This is a genomic window from Psychrobacillus sp. NPDC058041, from assembly GCF_042885655.1.
Taxonomy (GTDB): Bacteria; Bacillota; Bacilli; order Bacillales_A; family Planococcaceae; genus Psychrobacillus.
Window position 1 is genome coordinate 225,295 of sequence record NZ_JBHVRO010000005.1, and the last position, 15,806, is coordinate 241,100.

At 38.1% G+C, this 15,806-nt stretch carries 19 protein-coding genes; 2 read left to right on the forward strand and 17 right to left on the reverse strand.

The window, feature by feature from the left end; genetic code table 11:
- Positions 1-45 precede the first annotated feature (45 nt).
- Genes ACFVR1_RS10330 through ACFVR1_RS10375 form a run of 10 tightly spaced genes read right to left on the reverse strand, consistent with a single transcriptional unit; the run spans position 46 to position 7,544 of the window.
- Entirely contained in the window at positions 46-354 is a 309-nt protein-coding gene (locus tag ACFVR1_RS10330; protein ID WP_387583794.1) for a CHY zinc finger protein, read from the reverse strand.
- Entirely contained in the window at positions 355-1,158 is an 804-nt protein-coding gene (locus ACFVR1_RS10335; protein WP_387583795.1) for an energy-coupling factor transporter transmembrane component T family protein, read from the reverse strand. It abuts the gene before it with no gap.
- A complete protein-coding gene (locus ACFVR1_RS10340) occupies positions 1,151-2,008 on the reverse strand; it encodes an ATP-binding cassette domain-containing protein (protein ID WP_387583797.1) in 858 nt (285 codons plus the stop codon). The genes ACFVR1_RS10335 and ACFVR1_RS10340 overlap by 8 nt, the downstream gene beginning before the upstream one ends.
- Positions 1,993-2,793: an energy-coupling factor transporter ATPase gene (locus ACFVR1_RS10345; RefSeq protein WP_387583799.1), complete on the reverse strand. Its 801-nt coding sequence runs from the start codon at positions 2,791-2,793 to the stop codon at positions 1,993-1,995. The genes ACFVR1_RS10340 and ACFVR1_RS10345 overlap by 16 nt, the downstream gene beginning before the upstream one ends.
- The gene (locus ACFVR1_RS10350; protein WP_387583800.1) at positions 2,794-3,615 is read right to left on the reverse strand and encodes an SDR family NAD(P)-dependent oxidoreductase; all 822 of its coding nucleotides are present in this window, start codon (positions 3,613-3,615) and stop codon (positions 2,794-2,796) included. It lies immediately after the preceding gene.
- A complete protein-coding gene (locus tag ACFVR1_RS10355; protein ID WP_387583802.1) occupies positions 3,612-3,956 on the reverse strand; it encodes a MaoC family dehydratase in 345 nt (114 codons plus the stop codon). Before ACFVR1_RS10355 ends, ACFVR1_RS10350 begins: the two co-directional genes overlap by 4 nt.
- Positions 3,949-4,332, reverse strand: coding sequence for an FAS1-like dehydratase domain-containing protein (locus ACFVR1_RS10360; RefSeq protein WP_387583804.1), 384 nt, complete (start codon positions 4,330-4,332; stop codon positions 3,949-3,951). Before ACFVR1_RS10360 ends, ACFVR1_RS10355 begins: the two co-directional genes overlap by 8 nt.
- Positions 4,329-5,480: a thiolase family protein gene (locus ACFVR1_RS10365; protein WP_387583806.1), complete on the reverse strand. Its 1,152-nt coding sequence runs from the start codon at positions 5,478-5,480 to the stop codon at positions 4,329-4,331. The genes ACFVR1_RS10360 and ACFVR1_RS10365 overlap by 4 nt, the downstream gene beginning before the upstream one ends.
- Positions 5,477-6,958: an AMP-binding protein gene (locus ACFVR1_RS10370; RefSeq protein WP_387583808.1), complete on the reverse strand. Its 1,482-nt coding sequence runs from the start codon at positions 6,956-6,958 to the stop codon at positions 5,477-5,479. Before ACFVR1_RS10370 ends, ACFVR1_RS10365 begins: the two co-directional genes overlap by 4 nt.
- 34 nt (positions 6,959-6,992) lie before the next feature.
- Positions 6,993-7,544, reverse strand: coding sequence for a biotin transporter BioY (locus ACFVR1_RS10375; protein ID WP_387583809.1), 552 nt, complete (start codon positions 7,542-7,544; stop codon positions 6,993-6,995).
- 181 nt (positions 7,545-7,725) lie between these two features.
- Between ACFVR1_RS10375 and ACFVR1_RS10380 the strand changes: the two genes are divergently transcribed.
- Entirely contained in the window at positions 7,726-8,070 is a 345-nt protein-coding gene (locus ACFVR1_RS10380) for an AlbA family DNA-binding domain-containing protein (RefSeq protein WP_387583810.1), read from the forward strand.
- 205 nt (positions 8,071-8,275) lie between these two features.
- On the opposite strand, the gene ACFVR1_RS10385 is transcribed toward ACFVR1_RS10380, so the two are convergent.
- Both ACFVR1_RS10385 and ACFVR1_RS10390 read right to left on the reverse strand, forming a co-directional pair.
- Positions 8,276-8,416, reverse strand: a complete 141-nt coding sequence (locus ACFVR1_RS10385; RefSeq protein WP_387583811.1) for a hypothetical protein — start codon at positions 8,414-8,416, stop codon at positions 8,276-8,278.
- A 78-nt stretch (positions 8,417-8,494) separates the two neighbouring features.
- Positions 8,495-9,097 (reverse strand): TetR/AcrR family transcriptional regulator, encoded by a 603-nt coding sequence (locus ACFVR1_RS10390; protein ID WP_387583812.1) that lies wholly within the window; start codon positions 9,095-9,097, stop codon positions 8,495-8,497.
- A 198-nt stretch (positions 9,098-9,295) separates the two neighbouring features.
- On the opposite strand from ACFVR1_RS10390, the gene ACFVR1_RS10395 reads away from it, so the two are divergent.
- Complete coding sequence (locus ACFVR1_RS10395; protein ID WP_387583813.1) at positions 9,296-10,033, forward strand: SDR family NAD(P)-dependent oxidoreductase; 738 nt, start codon at positions 9,296-9,298, stop codon at positions 10,031-10,033.
- A gap of 160 nt (positions 10,034-10,193) precedes the next feature.
- Here the strand turns inward: ACFVR1_RS10395 and ACFVR1_RS10400 are convergent, their stop codons facing one another.
- The 5 genes from ACFVR1_RS10400 to ACFVR1_RS10420 all read right to left on the reverse strand — a co-directional run bounded on the left by ACFVR1_RS10400 (position 10,194) and on the right by ACFVR1_RS10420 (position 15,665).
- A complete protein-coding gene (locus ACFVR1_RS10400; RefSeq protein WP_387583814.1) occupies positions 10,194-11,018 on the reverse strand; it encodes a squalene/phytoene synthase family protein in 825 nt (274 codons plus the stop codon).
- Between the two features lie 78 nt (positions 11,019-11,096).
- On the reverse strand, positions 11,097-11,828 hold the full coding sequence (locus ACFVR1_RS10405; RefSeq protein WP_387583815.1) for an SDR family NAD(P)-dependent oxidoreductase: 732 nt from the start codon (positions 11,826-11,828) through the stop codon (positions 11,097-11,099).
- Between the two features lie 15 nt (positions 11,829-11,843).
- Complete coding sequence (locus ACFVR1_RS10410; RefSeq protein ID WP_387583817.1) at positions 11,844-13,022, reverse strand: MFS transporter; 1,179 nt, start codon at positions 13,020-13,022, stop codon at positions 11,844-11,846.
- A 65-nt stretch (positions 13,023-13,087) separates the two neighbouring features.
- Positions 13,088-13,921 (reverse strand): MerR family transcriptional regulator, encoded by an 834-nt coding sequence (locus tag ACFVR1_RS10415; protein ID WP_387583819.1) that lies wholly within the window; start codon positions 13,919-13,921, stop codon positions 13,088-13,090.
- A gap of 79 nt (positions 13,922-14,000) precedes the next feature.
- Positions 14,001-15,665 carry a hypothetical protein gene (locus tag ACFVR1_RS10420; RefSeq protein ID WP_387583820.1) on the reverse strand — a complete coding sequence of 555 codons (1,665 nt, stop codon included), beginning with the start codon at positions 15,663-15,665 and terminating at the stop codon, positions 14,001-14,003.
- Positions 15,666-15,806: the final 141 nt, after the last annotated feature.

Genomic DNA, 15,806 nt, shown 5'->3' on the forward strand with positions numbered 1-15,806 from the left:
AAGAAGGAATTCATTCACTTCTCGGGAGTTTTACTTTTAAGCAAGTCATTCAAAATAAATCGGGTAATGAGCCGCACATCTCTCATTGAAGGTTGCCTCACAATGCGGACAATTATCCGTTTGCATATACTCATGAATCGTCAGCTCTGTATGGCAGCTACCACAAAGGATTGCCAATTCGTCAAACTGCTCTTGCGACCAACGTTCGATCGTATGGTCAGCCTCGTCCTCATGGCATTTATAGCAAGGATAGTATCTATTGCAACACTTAAACTTTATGGCAATAATATCTTTTTCTGTATGATAATGCGTACAGCGTGTTTCATTGTCCACGATAGCACCATAAACTTTCATCTATACTCCCCCTAACTTTATTAGTAGCATTGTTAACACAAATAAAACGGCCACAGCACCCACTATGGAATCGATTTGTCGAAATTGCAATAGCTTATATTGAGTTCTCCCCTTGCCTTTTCCATAAGCTCGCGCATCAATTGCATAGGTGAGCTGTTCTGCACGTTGAATAGTTGTAAAGAGTAGAGGAATTAATATTGGAATATAAGCAAAAATACGTTTTGGTAGCGATAATGCTGACATATCATATCCTCTTGCTTTTTGAGCCAAAAGAAGCCGATCAAGCTCCTGCAAGATCGTTGGGATAAATCGTATGGCAATGACTATCATTAATGAAAACTGTTCCACTGGCACATTGAATTTTGACAACGGAGCTAGTAGTTTTTCAAGACCTCTCGCTAATTCAAGAGGCTTTGTCGTTAACGTCAAAACAGAAGCTAATAAAACGAGTAAAATAATTCTCCCGACAAAGCGTATCCCATTTTCTAGCCCCTCTTGGGTCACCTCCATAAATGACCAAGACCAGATGATTGTCCCTTTTGTGAGTAGCGTATTATATACAAAGGTAAACGTCAAAATAAATAATAATGGCTTCAGACCTCGTCCAAAAACTTGCAGCGGAACTTTGGATAGTAACAATATTCCAACAACAAAAAGACTAGCAACTACATAACTAGCCACCGTCTCTAATGTTAGGAAACTCAGCATAATAATAAAGATACTTAAAATTTTCGTCCTTGGATCTAATCGGTGAAACACGGAATGCGTCTCCAAATATTGACCTATTAAAACGGTATTAGACATTTAGAAGCCCCCTTGAACTCCAAAGCGGCATAATTTTTTCAAGAATATCCTGCTCTCTGCAACTTGCAACTTCAATCTTCTGTCCTGATAATTTCTCCACCAACTTTAGAAATTGTACCGATTCCGGTAGCATCAAACCTAGTTTCTCTAGTAATGAAGACTGATCCAAAAATAAATGATTTGTGTCAAACTGTCCAATTAGATGTCCCTCGTGAAGCACGATGACTTCATCCGAATATTCAACGACATCTTCCATTCGATGGGATACGAAGATTATAGTCCGGTTTTCTCGTTGCTGCCATTCTTTTAATAGCTGCAATAGAGTTGTTCTGCTGACTGGGTCGAGACCTGCTGTCGGTTCATCCACAATAAGAAGCTTCGGATCCGTCATCAGCACAGAAGCAATTGCTACACTGCGCTTTTGTCCTCCACTTAGCTGGAACGGGGCTAATGGAAGCATTTCCTCCGACAAGCCTAATTGCGGTAAAATCTTTAAAATAGCCTCTGTAATTTGCTGATGTGAGAAGCCCTGGTGCTTCAGTGAAAAGGCAAGCTCCTTATAGACCGTTGTTTCAAATAGCTGATGCTCTGGATATTGAAAAACGAAGCCGATTTCCTGAATGACTTTTAATCGTCCTTTGGAATCTTTTTTTACGGGCTGCTGATGAATTAAATATTCACCATCAATGGAGGGAATCAAACCCTTTAACACTTTGACGAAAGTAGACTTCCCAGCCCCTGTTTGTCCAATAACGGAAATCCATTTACCTTCTTGAATCGTACAACTGACATTGTTTAGAGCCATTTGATGGGCATAGTTCACACATACATTGTTTAATTGATAGACCATTGTGAACGAATCCCCTCTTTCCAATCTGCACTAATTGGCGCTTCAAGTTGGAGTGTTTGATGTAAACGCACTGCAAATGGCAGCTGTAGCTGAAAATCCTTTACAGGTACTGTTTCAAAAAAAGTTACTGGGTCGCCATCAAATTTAAGACGTCCTTTATGTATAAGTAAAATGCGTTCGGCAGATAGAACCTCCTCCATATGATGAGTAATGTGAATAATTGTCATGCCTTGGAGATGCAGTTCATGCATTATAGATAGAACCTGTTCCCTTCCCTGAGGATCCAGCATAGAAGTCGCCTCATCGAAAATAATAATTTGTGGACGCATTGCCAAAATAGCCGCTATCGCTACTCGTTGCTTTTGACCACCAGATAGCTGATGAGGCATCGCTTCTAAATAATCCTCCATATGAACGGCTTGTAACGCATGATCCATTCGACTTCTCATTTCTTCCCTTGGAATGCGAATGTTTTCCAATCCAAAAAGCACCTCATCCATGACGGTTGTGGTGATGAATTGGTCTTCTGGATTTTGAAAAACAAAACCTATATGTTGATGGATTTCGACCAGGTCAGATTGCTTTGACGTGTCTAGTTGTTGAAGTTTTACAGTGCCTTCTTTTGGTAGTAACAGTCCATCCATTAGTTTAGCAATAGTGGACTTCCCACTCCCATTTGCTCCAACGATCGCCACAAACTCTCCTGCTTGAATCGTAAAGCTAACATCCTCTACAACAGGCTGCCCTTTTTTATAATAAAAATGAACATGATCAAATGTAAGCATTTATTCACTTCCTTTTTGACTTTTCCACTTGGTAAAAAATGTACTTATGTTATCCTCGGAAAATGAAGGAACAGGCTTTTGCCACTTTGTCACTTTTGAACCGTTCACACCAAATATTTCACCAGTTAAATCTTCATCTTGCTGCGCTAGTAATGTAACGACAAAACGAGCTATATCATCTGCCTCTCCCACTTTCCAAAATTCCGGAAATGGCTCGTTTTTACTTTCATATTTCTTTTCCACATGTTCTATTACAGGTCTGGTCATATCCGTTAAAGCAGCAGGTGAAATAGCATTCACCCTTATATGATTGCGTTTTAGTTCAGCCGCAAGCGTCCACATCATACCGAGCAATCCAGCTTTTGCTGCACTATAATTTACTTGCCCAATAGAGCCCATTAAACCGGCTGTAGATGTCATTAAAAGTATGTCACCACCACTTTTTTGCATATGTGGAACTACTCGTTGGATGCTATAAAAGGCACCATTCAAATGTACATTTATTACAGACTGCCATTCTTCATCCGTCATACGTATACATTTTTGATCATGTAAATTACCAGCGTTAGGAATTAGTACATCTATACGACCATATCGAGCCATGACTGCTTCAATCATTGCAGTGATTGCGTCAGGTTCTGCGACATCAGCAAGATATCCCATAGCCTCCCCGCCAGCGTGATGAATTTCTTGAACCACTTCATCGATTAATTTTTGCTTAGTGCCATTTACTACGACTTCATAGTTAGTTTTCGCAAGATGAATGGCGATGCTACGCCCAATGCCCCTAGTAGAACCTGTAATGATCGCTACTTTTTTCATTGCTCCAACTCCTTTACTGAAAAAGATCCCGAAGCAATTACGTCACCTGTTTCTGCTGTAACGGTCACCTCAATATTACAGTCACTGGACTTAAAATCAAAAATCGCGAAAGTATCCACTAAAAGTGGCTTTTGAAATTTCATATCATATTCTGTAATCCATTGCTTTGGATGATCTGCTAAATAAAGTGATTGTGCTAGTCCCATGATATACATGCCATGTGCGATAGGGCGCTTGTATCCAGCCCTTGTTGCAGCTTCATTGTCTATATGAATGGCAGCCGAATCTTTGGAAACAACTGCATATCGCTGGATAGCTTCAGCAGTAACGTATTTATTCATATTGTTCACCTACTTGGATTAATACGGTCTGCGCTGCGACAATAAGGTTCCCTTCACATTTACACTCTAGCTTATGTGTAAAAAAAGTAAGCATGCCCTGCTTTCCTTCCTTTTTATCTACCTTCATTAAGGTTAATTCGCAATCTAATGTCATTCCTGCGATAACGGGAGACTTGTATGAGAATTGCTGAGTCCCATGAATCAATGGTGCATCATTCTTTAGCCAAGGAATGTCGAATGCTTGCCAAAAAATAATGGGCATTGTCACCGGTGCAATCAATTTGCCATGGATGGTTTGCAAAGGAGACTCGATGCTTTGAGCATAGCGAGAAATCCACTCATCGGTCACGTAAAGCTGTTCATGTAGACTATTCATTCGACTGACTCCACTAGCGTTGCGAGACCTATACCTCCGCCAATACCCAGTGTAGCAATGCCCTTTTTGTATGGATTATGTAGCATTTCTGCACATAGACGCGTCATTAACATTGCACCAGATGCGCCAAATGGATGCCCAATTGCCAGTGCACCGCCACCGCGATTCACCTTATCTAGCGGAATTTGAAGTTCCTTTAGTGAAGCTAACACTTGTGAAGCAAATGCTTCATTAAACTCCACCACATCGATATTATCTATAGTCAGTTTCTGACGCTTTAGCACCTTTTGTACAGCGGGAATAGGACCGATGCCTAAATAATTTGGATCTACCCCTGCTGCCTGAGCATCTACTATTCGCAAAATAGGCATAAGGTTTAGCTCACGGCATTTTTCAAGTGACATCATTAATACAAGCGCAGCACCATCATTGAGTGGACATGCATTCCCAGCAGTGACGGTACCATGTTCCTGAAAAACAGGCGGAAGTTTTGACAACTTTTCTAAACTCGTATTAGACCTTGGGCATTCATCTTCTGTAATCCAATCTCCCTTAACCTGAAGAGGCACAATCTCTTGATCAAACCGTCCAGTTAGCTGGGAGTGAATGGCTTTTTGATGGCTTTCCAAGGAAAATCGATCCTGTTCTTCTCTTGATATAGCATATTTTTTTGCGACATTCTCAGCGGCAATACCCATATCTGGATCACCATAACTGTTTGGGGTGAAATGAGCACGCGTATATAATTCTGGGACACCCATTAGTGTTTGCGGCTTAGCCATTTTCCAAGGTGCTCGACTTGTACTTTCGACCCCACCAGCTAAATAAACCTCACCTGCTCCACTTTGAATTAATCTTGCTGCAATATTGATCGCTTCTAAACCAGATCCACATTGCCGATCGATCGTAACACCTGGAACCGTGACAGGAAGACCTGCTTCCAGCGCAGAAACTCGTGCAATATTGCCTCCTGGACCAACTACATTACCAATAATTACATCATCAATTATGTCTTTTGGTAAATTTACTTCTGCCACAATATGCTTAATGAGTGGTGCTAGTAATTTCTCCGGTTCAAGTGTGCTTAATTTGCCGCCGATCTTTCCTATTGGCGTGCGTTTAGCTAAGACAATCACAGCCTCTGTCATACTTTCACCTTCTCCACATAATCTTTCATCGCTTTGCGTGCCAACTTCCCATTACCCGTATAGATAAAGTTATCCACCGTTATGAGTTGCTTAGGAGCTTTGTAGCTAGCTAAATACTGATGACAATAATCCTTTACTTCTTTTATTGTTAAACGTTGTCGTCCATTCCACTTCACGATTGCTGTTACCTGTTCTCCCCAATATGCATCGGGAACCCCAAGAACCATCACTTCTTGTATAGCTGGAAGCTGAAGGAGTACAGATTCTACTTCTTCTGGGAAAATGTTAAGACCACCAGATACAAGCATATTTTTCGCTCGACCCGCCAAATACAAATAACCATCCCCGTCCATATACATATAATCTCCAAGAATGAGCCAACCATCTCGGAAAGCAGCCATCGTTTCCTTTGGCAAATGATGATAGCCTAAAAACATCATGTCACTTCGAACGTAAAGCTGTCCAATTATTCCAGTCGGTACTTCCTGAAAATGTTCATCGCGAATGGATACCTGAACACCTGAAAAGGGTTTGCCTACGGAATTGGATTTGTTTTCTTCGTAGACATCCAAATAACTGATATAACTCGCTTCAGATGAGCCGTAAAATTCATATAAATTCGCCTCTCCAAATATCTCCTTGGCTCTTTTCTTCGATTCCTTCGACCATTTGGCACCGGAGCTGATTAACGCTTGAATTTGCGTTTGCCCCGGGACAGCCTGTTGCATCATCGACTCAATCATCGTTGGCACGACAAACAAAATGGCATTTGGATTCTGTTTGCAAAGCATTAATACCTCTGTTGCATTAAATTTATGTGTTATATGAAAAGTAGCACCAAAATACAAGCTCTGCATTAAGGCAAATAACGACAAGGACTGAACGAACGGACCTGGCGCTAATATATGTTCCATAATGTCAAATTGGAATGCCTCATTCGTCGCTTCAAAGCTTTTAATCCACGACGAATGTGTACGCATATACCCCTTTGGTATCCCTGTTGTTCCTGAGGTGAAGCCGAGAAATAGTAATTCGTTCGTATCATCCATTTCAGCTATAGGTATTAAACTAGCTAGCCAGTTGTCATAGGAGTCTGTTTCCTCCGTCGAAAAGGTCAGCGTTTGAATCTCACTATCCTGCAAAGTTAGATTTGTTGCGAATGCAGGCTCTGCAAAAATCATTTTTGGTTGACATTGCTGCAAAATGGCGGTCACTTCATTTGTGCTCCATTTTGGATCTAGAGGAATGGGAATACATCCAGCATAAATAGCACCCAAAAAAACCTCTACAAATTCCATGCGATTCGTTGATAATATAGCAATTTTTTCATGCACACAGCCATTTTGTTGCAAACCATGCGCAATTTTTTTCATTGCCATTACTAAATCCGAATAGGTACGAGAATCTCGGCCATCTGTTAGGGCAATTTTGTTTGGTTGCTCTGTTGCATAACGTAGTATTGGTTCTGCTAGATTCATCTTTTCCTCACACCTATTTCATCATTTCCGTATATTAGTTGTTCAATTTTTGTTCAATCGGACTAACAGCTTTTAGTTGTATAGCAATAACAGCTACGATAATCGCTTTGATTAAATCTCCTGGTAAAAATGCAGTAGCACCGACAAGCCCAGCCCATACAGATGTATGCGTGATCATAGCCATTACTGGTGCACCAATTAAACTAACAAGTACAACACCAAAAATAAAGTTAATAACGATCACTTTCCACACTTTTAACGATAACCATACTTTTTCTATAGCAAATCCGATACAAAATGCGGCAATTGGCCAGCTTAAAATGTATCCTGCGGATGGCCCTACTAACACTGAAAGACCACCACGTCCTCCTGATAATAAAGGTAAACCTAAAGCAACTAATACGATAAATAATACTAAGCTAATTGCACCTGTTTTCTTTCCTAAAAAGCATCCAGCTAACATGACGCCTAGTGTTTGTGCTGTTATTGGAACCGGGATAAAGCCCAGTGGAATTGGCGGAATCATGCCCAATACTCCTATTAATGCAGCGAATAATGCGGCAAATACCATCTCTTTTGTTGTCATCTTATATTTCTCCTGTCGTTATGTAAGATTATGAAAAATTTCTACTAGAAGTCGACATCTATGTATTAGATTTATCATAGCTTGCAATTTTATTTGTGTAAACACTTTTTTATTTTTGGTTAACACATTTTTGTTTAATTAATCGATTATAGGTAGTTATATCAAAAAAGAGGTGAATAATATGCAGCCAGAAAGCTCTACGCTTGAACTGAAGCAGGAAATTACTGAAGGATTAAAAAAAGAAATCATCGAATTTGCCAATACGAATGGCGGAGAGGCATTAATTGGAATTTATGATGAAACAGTAGTTGGTTTAGAGAACGCAGACAAAGATTTAGAAATCATTAGTAGCATTCTTAGGGACAGTATTAGACCCGATATTCTTGTGCACACATCTGCGAAAAAAGAGTCTATTGAAGATAAAGAAATCATAAAAATCGATATCACACGTAGATCAAGAAGTCCATATCACATTGCAAGTAAAGGAATGAAACCATCCGGCGTATTTATACGGCACGTCCGCTAGCTCTGCATCGGACGAAGCTATTCGTCAAATGATAATTGAATCAGATGATACTCATTACGAAAACTTGAGATGTATCAATCAATCACTAACTTTCAATGAAACAACCTCCTTATTTACGACCGAGGGAATTTCTTTTGAAAGAATGCAGCCAAGGACATTAGGAATTATTAATGCGGAAGATTATTTTACTAATTTAGGATATCTATTATCTGATCAATGTGAGCATTCTATAAAATGCACTCGCTATAAACGCTTCTTTATAATCTTCTTCGGACTTGCTTTCTATTTTAACTTGATCGACCAACCAAAATGCTCGCTCATTTTTAATCAGATTAAACAGTTCCATTCATACCCCTCCTTATCTTCATTACGGTGCCATATTCTCATTGAATTCTAAATTATTCCAAGGGCCGTAAACCAAATACTATTTCCCTACATACTTAAATGAATAAATATGTGTTTTTGATAAGTCAATCACCTCTTGGATAAATTCCTCCTGGGATGTATGGAAGTCGTTTGAAATCCAATGGATGATAAGTCCGTAAAAACCATAAGATGTATAACGTTTAAAATAATCCATATTGACGGGTATATCATTAATCGTTTTGAAGATAAATTGTTCATTGTAAATTTTGGTGATCGTCAATGGTAATTGCGTATGTAAACCCGGTAATGTGTCTTCATATTTAATAAGTTCAAAAAACTGGCGATGTTCATAAATATAAGTCACAAGATTAAAGGAGGGAATATTCAACTTCGTCGTATATACTTTTTGTCCACGAACATATGGCTTCCCAACTGAATCTTCCAGACCTTGAAGTATTGAATTAAGTAAATCATCCGCTAATTCTATTTTATCTTGGAAATGCAAATAAAAAGTACTACGATTGTATGCAGCTCGATCCACAATATCTTTCACCGAGACAGCATGATAGCCTTTTTCTTTTATCAGTTCGATAAAGGCTTGTTTTAAATGTTCTCTTGTCCGATTTTGTCGTTGTGAAAGTTCATATTGTTCATTGCTCATGAATTAACCTCCTGAAAATAGACGAATCCATTCGGAATGTCTACTAGTTAGACACTTAATGATTTACTAATGATTGTTTAGTGAGAGTAAAGGGTTAAAATGAAATTGTAAGGAAATAGTCCAACTAGTCACTATATTTATCAATTATAACAAACATACAATTGCACTCGTGCAACATTAATTATGGAGGGGATTCACATGGGTAAATTACAAGACAAAGTAGCGGTCATCACAGGCGGTGCATCAGGTATTGGTGCAGCAACAGCAAGACTTTTCGTTTCAGAGGGTGCAAAAGTTGTACTAGTAGATTTAAATGAAGAAAAAGGAAAAGCTTTTGAAGCAGAACTAAAAGCAAACAACGCCGATGCAATTTTTGTGAAAGCAAATATTACAAGTGAAGAAGACGTACAAGCTATTTTTAAACAAACAATTGAAGCTTTCGGTAAAGTAGACATCGTTTTCAACAATGCAGGAATTGGTCGTGTACATCCATCACATACGCTAGAATATGCTGAATGGCGCAACACGGTAAATGTTGACTTAGACGGCGTATTTTTAGTCGCACGCGAAGCAATTCGTGAAATGCTAAAATTGGGTGGCGGCTCGATTGTCAACACTGCCTCTATGTATGGCTGGGTTGGCTCACCTGGCTCAGCAGCTTACAATGCAGCAAAAGGTGGCGTTATTAACTTAACACGCTCACTTGCACTGGAATATGCAGAGCAAAATATTCGTGTAAACTCATTATGCCCAGGCTTCATCGACACACCGATTATTCCCGAAGAAAGCAAACAAGTGTTAGCAACGATGACACCGATGAAGCGTCTTGGTCAAGCAGAAGAAATGGCAAAAGCTGTACTATTCATGGCTTCTGATGATTCTTCATTCATGACAGGTAATAGCTTAACAGTTGATGGTGGATATACAGCTCAATAATAGATCATTGCATAGAAAAAACCAGACAGATTAAACTTTGTCTGGTTTTTTATTATAATTACTTCATTTTTCAACTTTCCCATTGAAAAAGAAAAGTGTAGATTTCAATAAGATCCCCAAGAAAAATAACATATTCTTCTTGGTATTTCCCTATGTTTTATTAAACCTCTGCTTGTACTTCTTCCACAGTAGCTTCTACTTCAGCACGAGTCATTTTTTCTTTTCCGCTCTTCAATGCTTTTAATGTTTTGTGTGCAAGTGCGAGTGGTAGCTTGCAAAATAATACGATATTTTTTCGATGAATACTCTTGATGTATTCGTCTGCTTTAGCTAAATTGCCTTCCGCATAGTGGAACATATCTTCACGTGTCCATCCTTCTGGAAAGAACTGCACGCCACGTTCGCTATCTTCGTCTTTATTACGCAAAATATTTACCGCTTGAAGACCTCTTCCGTAAGCAATTGCAAGGTCCCGATCTGTGTCAATGTCTGCACTCCACTTCCATAAGTCAGAAAGCATTACGCCCACAAGACCTGCTACATAATAGGTATACTCATCCAGATCTTCTTTCGTTTTCACTTGCCAGTTTTTCTCTACCCATTTGGCCATTCCTTCTGCCATTTCACTTGTAGATTCTTTCACTTTCTCTACTAAATCGGTCGGACAAATGGCAAGCCAATCTCCCAATCTCAATGAAACTTCTGGTAGTATTTCTTTGAATGGCTCTACTAATTGTTCATATTCTTTTGTATCAAATTCGGTAGTTAAAAGCATTTTGCTAGTCGCAAGAAGTAACCGTTGTTTCTCTTGTGATCCTAATGCTTCATGATCCTCTATTTCATCTATTGCACGCATGCATAAATAAGCAGAAGCAACCGCCTTTTTTAGTTTCGGTTCTAAAAAAGTGATTGGAATATAAAACGTTCTACTTGTTTTTTTTAGCATATCCATTGCTTCTTTTTGTAAAGCTGCTACTTCACGCACCATTAGTCCTCCATTTCACACTCAAATACTCTATATACTATTGTATCGGATTTTCGTGAAAAGACAAAACGACTACCCCTATAAATTGCGCAGATCAGTTAGAACTTCTACTTTATAAAATTGATCACTTTCGATAAAGCTAATTAATTTTTCTGCTACATCTTTTGCATTGCTCAGTTGTCCAGATGCTTTATATTCTTTAAAACGATCTACTGAAGGAAATGCACTGGTGGACGATTGACGGATTGTCTTTTGCATATTTGTATCAATGATTCCTGGTGCAATCGATACTAATCTCACCCCGTTTGTCTTGTTCGACTCTTCTAAATTTACAGCTTCTGTAAATCTATCGAGCCCTGCCTTTCCCGCACAATAGCAGCTCCAACCTTCAAGAGCATTTCTACCAGCCCCAGATGATATTTGAACAACTTTTTTAGGCATATTTTTTGTAGCTAATTCACTGATGAAAGCACTTGTTAATATCATCGGAGCTGTCAGATTAACAGCAATACTTTTCGCAATTAGATTACTATTTATCTCTCCAGCCATCCCAATCGGTTCAATCGTTCCAGCATTATTGATGAGTGTAAAAGAACTTGCTTCAGAAGATGCTTCTTTTATAATTTCATTCATCATATCAGTAAGCTTTGAGGTTTCTGTTAAATCCAATAAATAATGATGATAGCGATGATGATCAATACCATTTTCTTTTCGTGCAATTCCATAAACAGTATTTCCAGCTTCTAATAATTGATTAACTAACTCTAAACCTATTCCACTCGTCGTTCCCGTAACAATATAATTGTTCATTTTTCCATCCATCCCTTAATTAATTTTTCGCTCTTTCCAAAATAAAGTGATTACAAAGCTAAATGCAAGCACAAACATTGATAAGACGTAAGGATAATCGATATTCACGTCAAACAAAACTCCTGCAATACCAGGACCTATAATATTTCCTACACTCGTAAATGTGGAGTTTAAACCACCTACAAACCCTTGCTCATTGCCTGCTATTTTAGATAAATACGTTGTCAACGCAGGACGTATAATATCAAACATTAAGAAAATGACAAATGTCACCACTAATATCGACCAGTATGCTGACACTTTAATCATAGCAAATATGAATACAGTCGATACGGCCATACAAAATTGGATCAATCTAATTTCACCTATTTTTCCAACAATACGATCAAATGATAAAACTTGAGCAATGACACCTAAAATTCCACTAACTGTAATAATTAAAGCAATATCTTTTGGTGTAAATGCGAATTTATGATCGACGAAAAGAGAATAGACGGTTTCGAAAGCCGCCAAGCCAAAACTAGATACAAGAATGATCATCATAGGGATTAAATAAATTGGTTCTAATACTTTTCGGAACCCTTTTTTTGCTCGAGGTTTATCTGTTTTTTTCGTTTCTATTTCTGGTCTTTTAGGCTCTTTCAATATGATTAAAGAGAAAATAGATCCTAAAAACCCTAACGCTGCTGCAAAAAAGAAAGGAGTTCTTGTCCCATGTTCAGCCAAAAAACCACCAATTCCTGGGCCTATGATAAATCCTGTACTTATAGCCGCTGCAACGTACCCCATCGCTTTTGGTCGTTCCTTTAAAGAGGTAATATCCGCAACAAAGGCTGTCACTGCCGGCATAATGAATGCTGCACTAACTCCACCTAACATTCTAGAAATATATAGTACCTTCACATCCTGTCCAAACCCAAAAAGCATTTCAGACAAACCAAAAAGAAGCATACCAATAACAATCATTTTTTTTCGTCCAAACGTGTCTACCCATCTCCCAGCTATTGGGGATACTAATAATTGAATGAACGCAAAAGCTGCCATTAAGTAACCAATTGTAGTTCCTTCTAGGTGCATCTCCCTCATCAATGTTGGAAAAACAGGAATAACTAGTCCTATCCCTAAAAATACAATAAACAAATTCACTAGTACTAAATATATTGTCTTGTTCAAACCACTTTTTTGTATAACCATTTTCAAACTCCTAGCTAAAATTATGACTTCTGTTTATAAAAATAAACCCTATAGTAACTATAGGGTCAAGTAGCTATTTGTATTTTGAGCTCGACTAAAAATTCGTCTTCTTTTGAAGCTGTGGAGTTTATTGGCATCCAAACATCATAAACGACTGGTACTACCTTTATATGATGTTGCTCCAAATAATCAATTAATTTGTTGTAACAATCTTCATATACATCATCTATTAATGCAAACGTGATACTGAGATAATCCCCTGCTGGCAACGAGCTGATTTCTACCTCCTCAGAATTACTAGGTTTATTATCTTTCACAGTATGTGTAAATAAATAATCATAATTAATTTCTTCCATGGATTTATACCTTTTTAAACTAAATGCCCCACCATACAATGTATCAAATACACTTCCCACGTCTTCCAACACTTTACTTATAAGTCCATACTCCCTGTTAGGTATATCATGTACGCTTATATTCGACGTTCTTATTTTCACTATTTTCTGTTCTGGCATTTTCTTAATACATACAGTCATTTTGTTCGACTCTAGGACAAACGTCTGAATTTGTTCTTTTTTTCTTTGCAATACTTCTTTAGTTTCTAGTAGCCTTTGGAATTCTTGGTCTATTCTATCCTCTTGGTCGGCAAGGTACTTGACCAATTCTTCAGGAGTCAATGTGAGTACCGATTTCACTTCCTCCAACGAAAGACCAAGATACTTTAGAGTTTTAATAATGTCTAAGTAATATAATTGGGTATTTCGATAATATCTATACTTATTATTGGGATCAATTTCTACCGGCTTAAATAAATTTATTTGATCATAGTATCGCAAGGTTTGAATCGATAAGTTACTTAGTTTGGCCACTTCTCCGATTGTTAAATAATGAACTTTCACGTAATCACTCCCTTGTAGGTATATTATAAAAGCCATCCTAGAAAACTAGGATAGCTCAGACTACTTATACTCTCTTGTTTTAATTATTCTCAATTCCTTGTATCGTTACCTCTTTAACAGGTAAGAATAGCTCTCCTGTATTTAAGAACTTCACTTGCACACTATCTCCTTCTTGCATATAAACTGCTAGTGGAGCTACTTCAGAAGATACAATATAGCTTTGTTTATTGTTCAACAAAAAAGATACTTGTGTAAAGTCACCGACACGTTCCTTGAATACACGTAAAACAGTTCCCATTACAGACTTTTCTTCTGCATTGGAGCTTCCATCAACAGAGCTTCCTCCACGTTGAATCGCAGTTTTATACAACTTCAACGCTTCATTTGGTGTATTACCGTAAACCGAGATTTCGGGATTTGCAGCAGATACGATGAAATAGTTTTGTAAGAACCCATTCGAATCTAATACTGGTGTTAACCAGCTAGCCTCTCCGTAAAAATTGTAGAGAACAGGCATTTCCCCCGACCATTTCTTTTCGATAAATTTCTTTTCAATAATTTGAAGTGCACCTTGGGAATCCATATAAGAGTCTTCGAGGTTCCCTGTGTAGTAAGTCGCTTTTCCAGTTCGACCATCTGTTAATGAATAGCCAAGCATCGAATCGACGCCTTCTTTTGGACTTGTAAAATCAGTAAAGTAATACATTCTACCATCTTCACCGAAGATTGGACTAACATTCGCTTCAGTTCCTTCGTCTGAAGGAAGTTTTACGTCTTTTTTACCAACAATACTATTAATAAAGCCATGTACATAATTCCCGAAATAACTGTTTTGCAAGCTAACAGCTTCTGGTGATACAGCTCCATCAATAAAAGCTGGTACATCATCTAACTTATAAGAATCTGTTTGACCTGTAGCAGGATCCACAACTATAATCCCATCCACATCAAAGCCATTCCGAGCAGAGATGAACTTCCCATAAGAACGAATATAATAAGGTTTTCCATCCTCATTAATTTCTAACTGAGGCTCTCCATAAAAAATCTTAGTTGGGTGCATCATTCGCATATGTCTTTCCAAATTTTTATGAAGGAATGAGGATGGGGTGTAACTCATTTCTGCTTTTACAAACTTTGGATTATCGGAAGAATCTGTTGCACTCATCGTAAAATAACCAGGAGTCACATCTCCATTCATCCATTTGAAAAATCCAGAAAATTCTACAGGAGCAATATATACATATTCATCTTTTACTTTTTGAATTTGTAAATTACCCAGTTCATAGTAACTTGTGTTTGGAACTTGCCCAAATGCTTTTTTCATTTTATTTCGTGCAAACTTAGGCGGTACGCTCGCAGGTGTTTTTGTTTCATCAAAAGGTTGAATTTCCACCTGTTCGTTCATTTTAGCAATTTCATATTTTTCATTTGCATTCCAAACCGGCGCGGATAGCATGAAAACAGCAACTGCTAAACTTCCTAAAAATAGCACACCTTTAACTTTTTGCTCTTTCCCTCTTGAAATACTTGTTCCGGCAAACGTAGTAAGAACAAGCAAAGGCCATAAAGCTATCCAGTTACGATCCAAATTCGTCACATAATATATAACCGATAATACGATAAAAGCTAAAATCGCTAGACCAATGACGGAAGACATCGTACCCTTTCCTTTTACCGTCAATGGTACGACTAATAATGCAGTAAGAACTGCTACTATTGCTGAAATAATAAAAACAAACGTCATTTAATCATCCTTCTTCCACTTTTTCTACACTCTATTATACGGTTAAAAAGAGTAATAGTTTCAGAATTAAAAACGGTTGGTTGTTATATGAATTTTCTGAAACAAGATCGATATTATGTAGTATACGTGGTACACTAAATA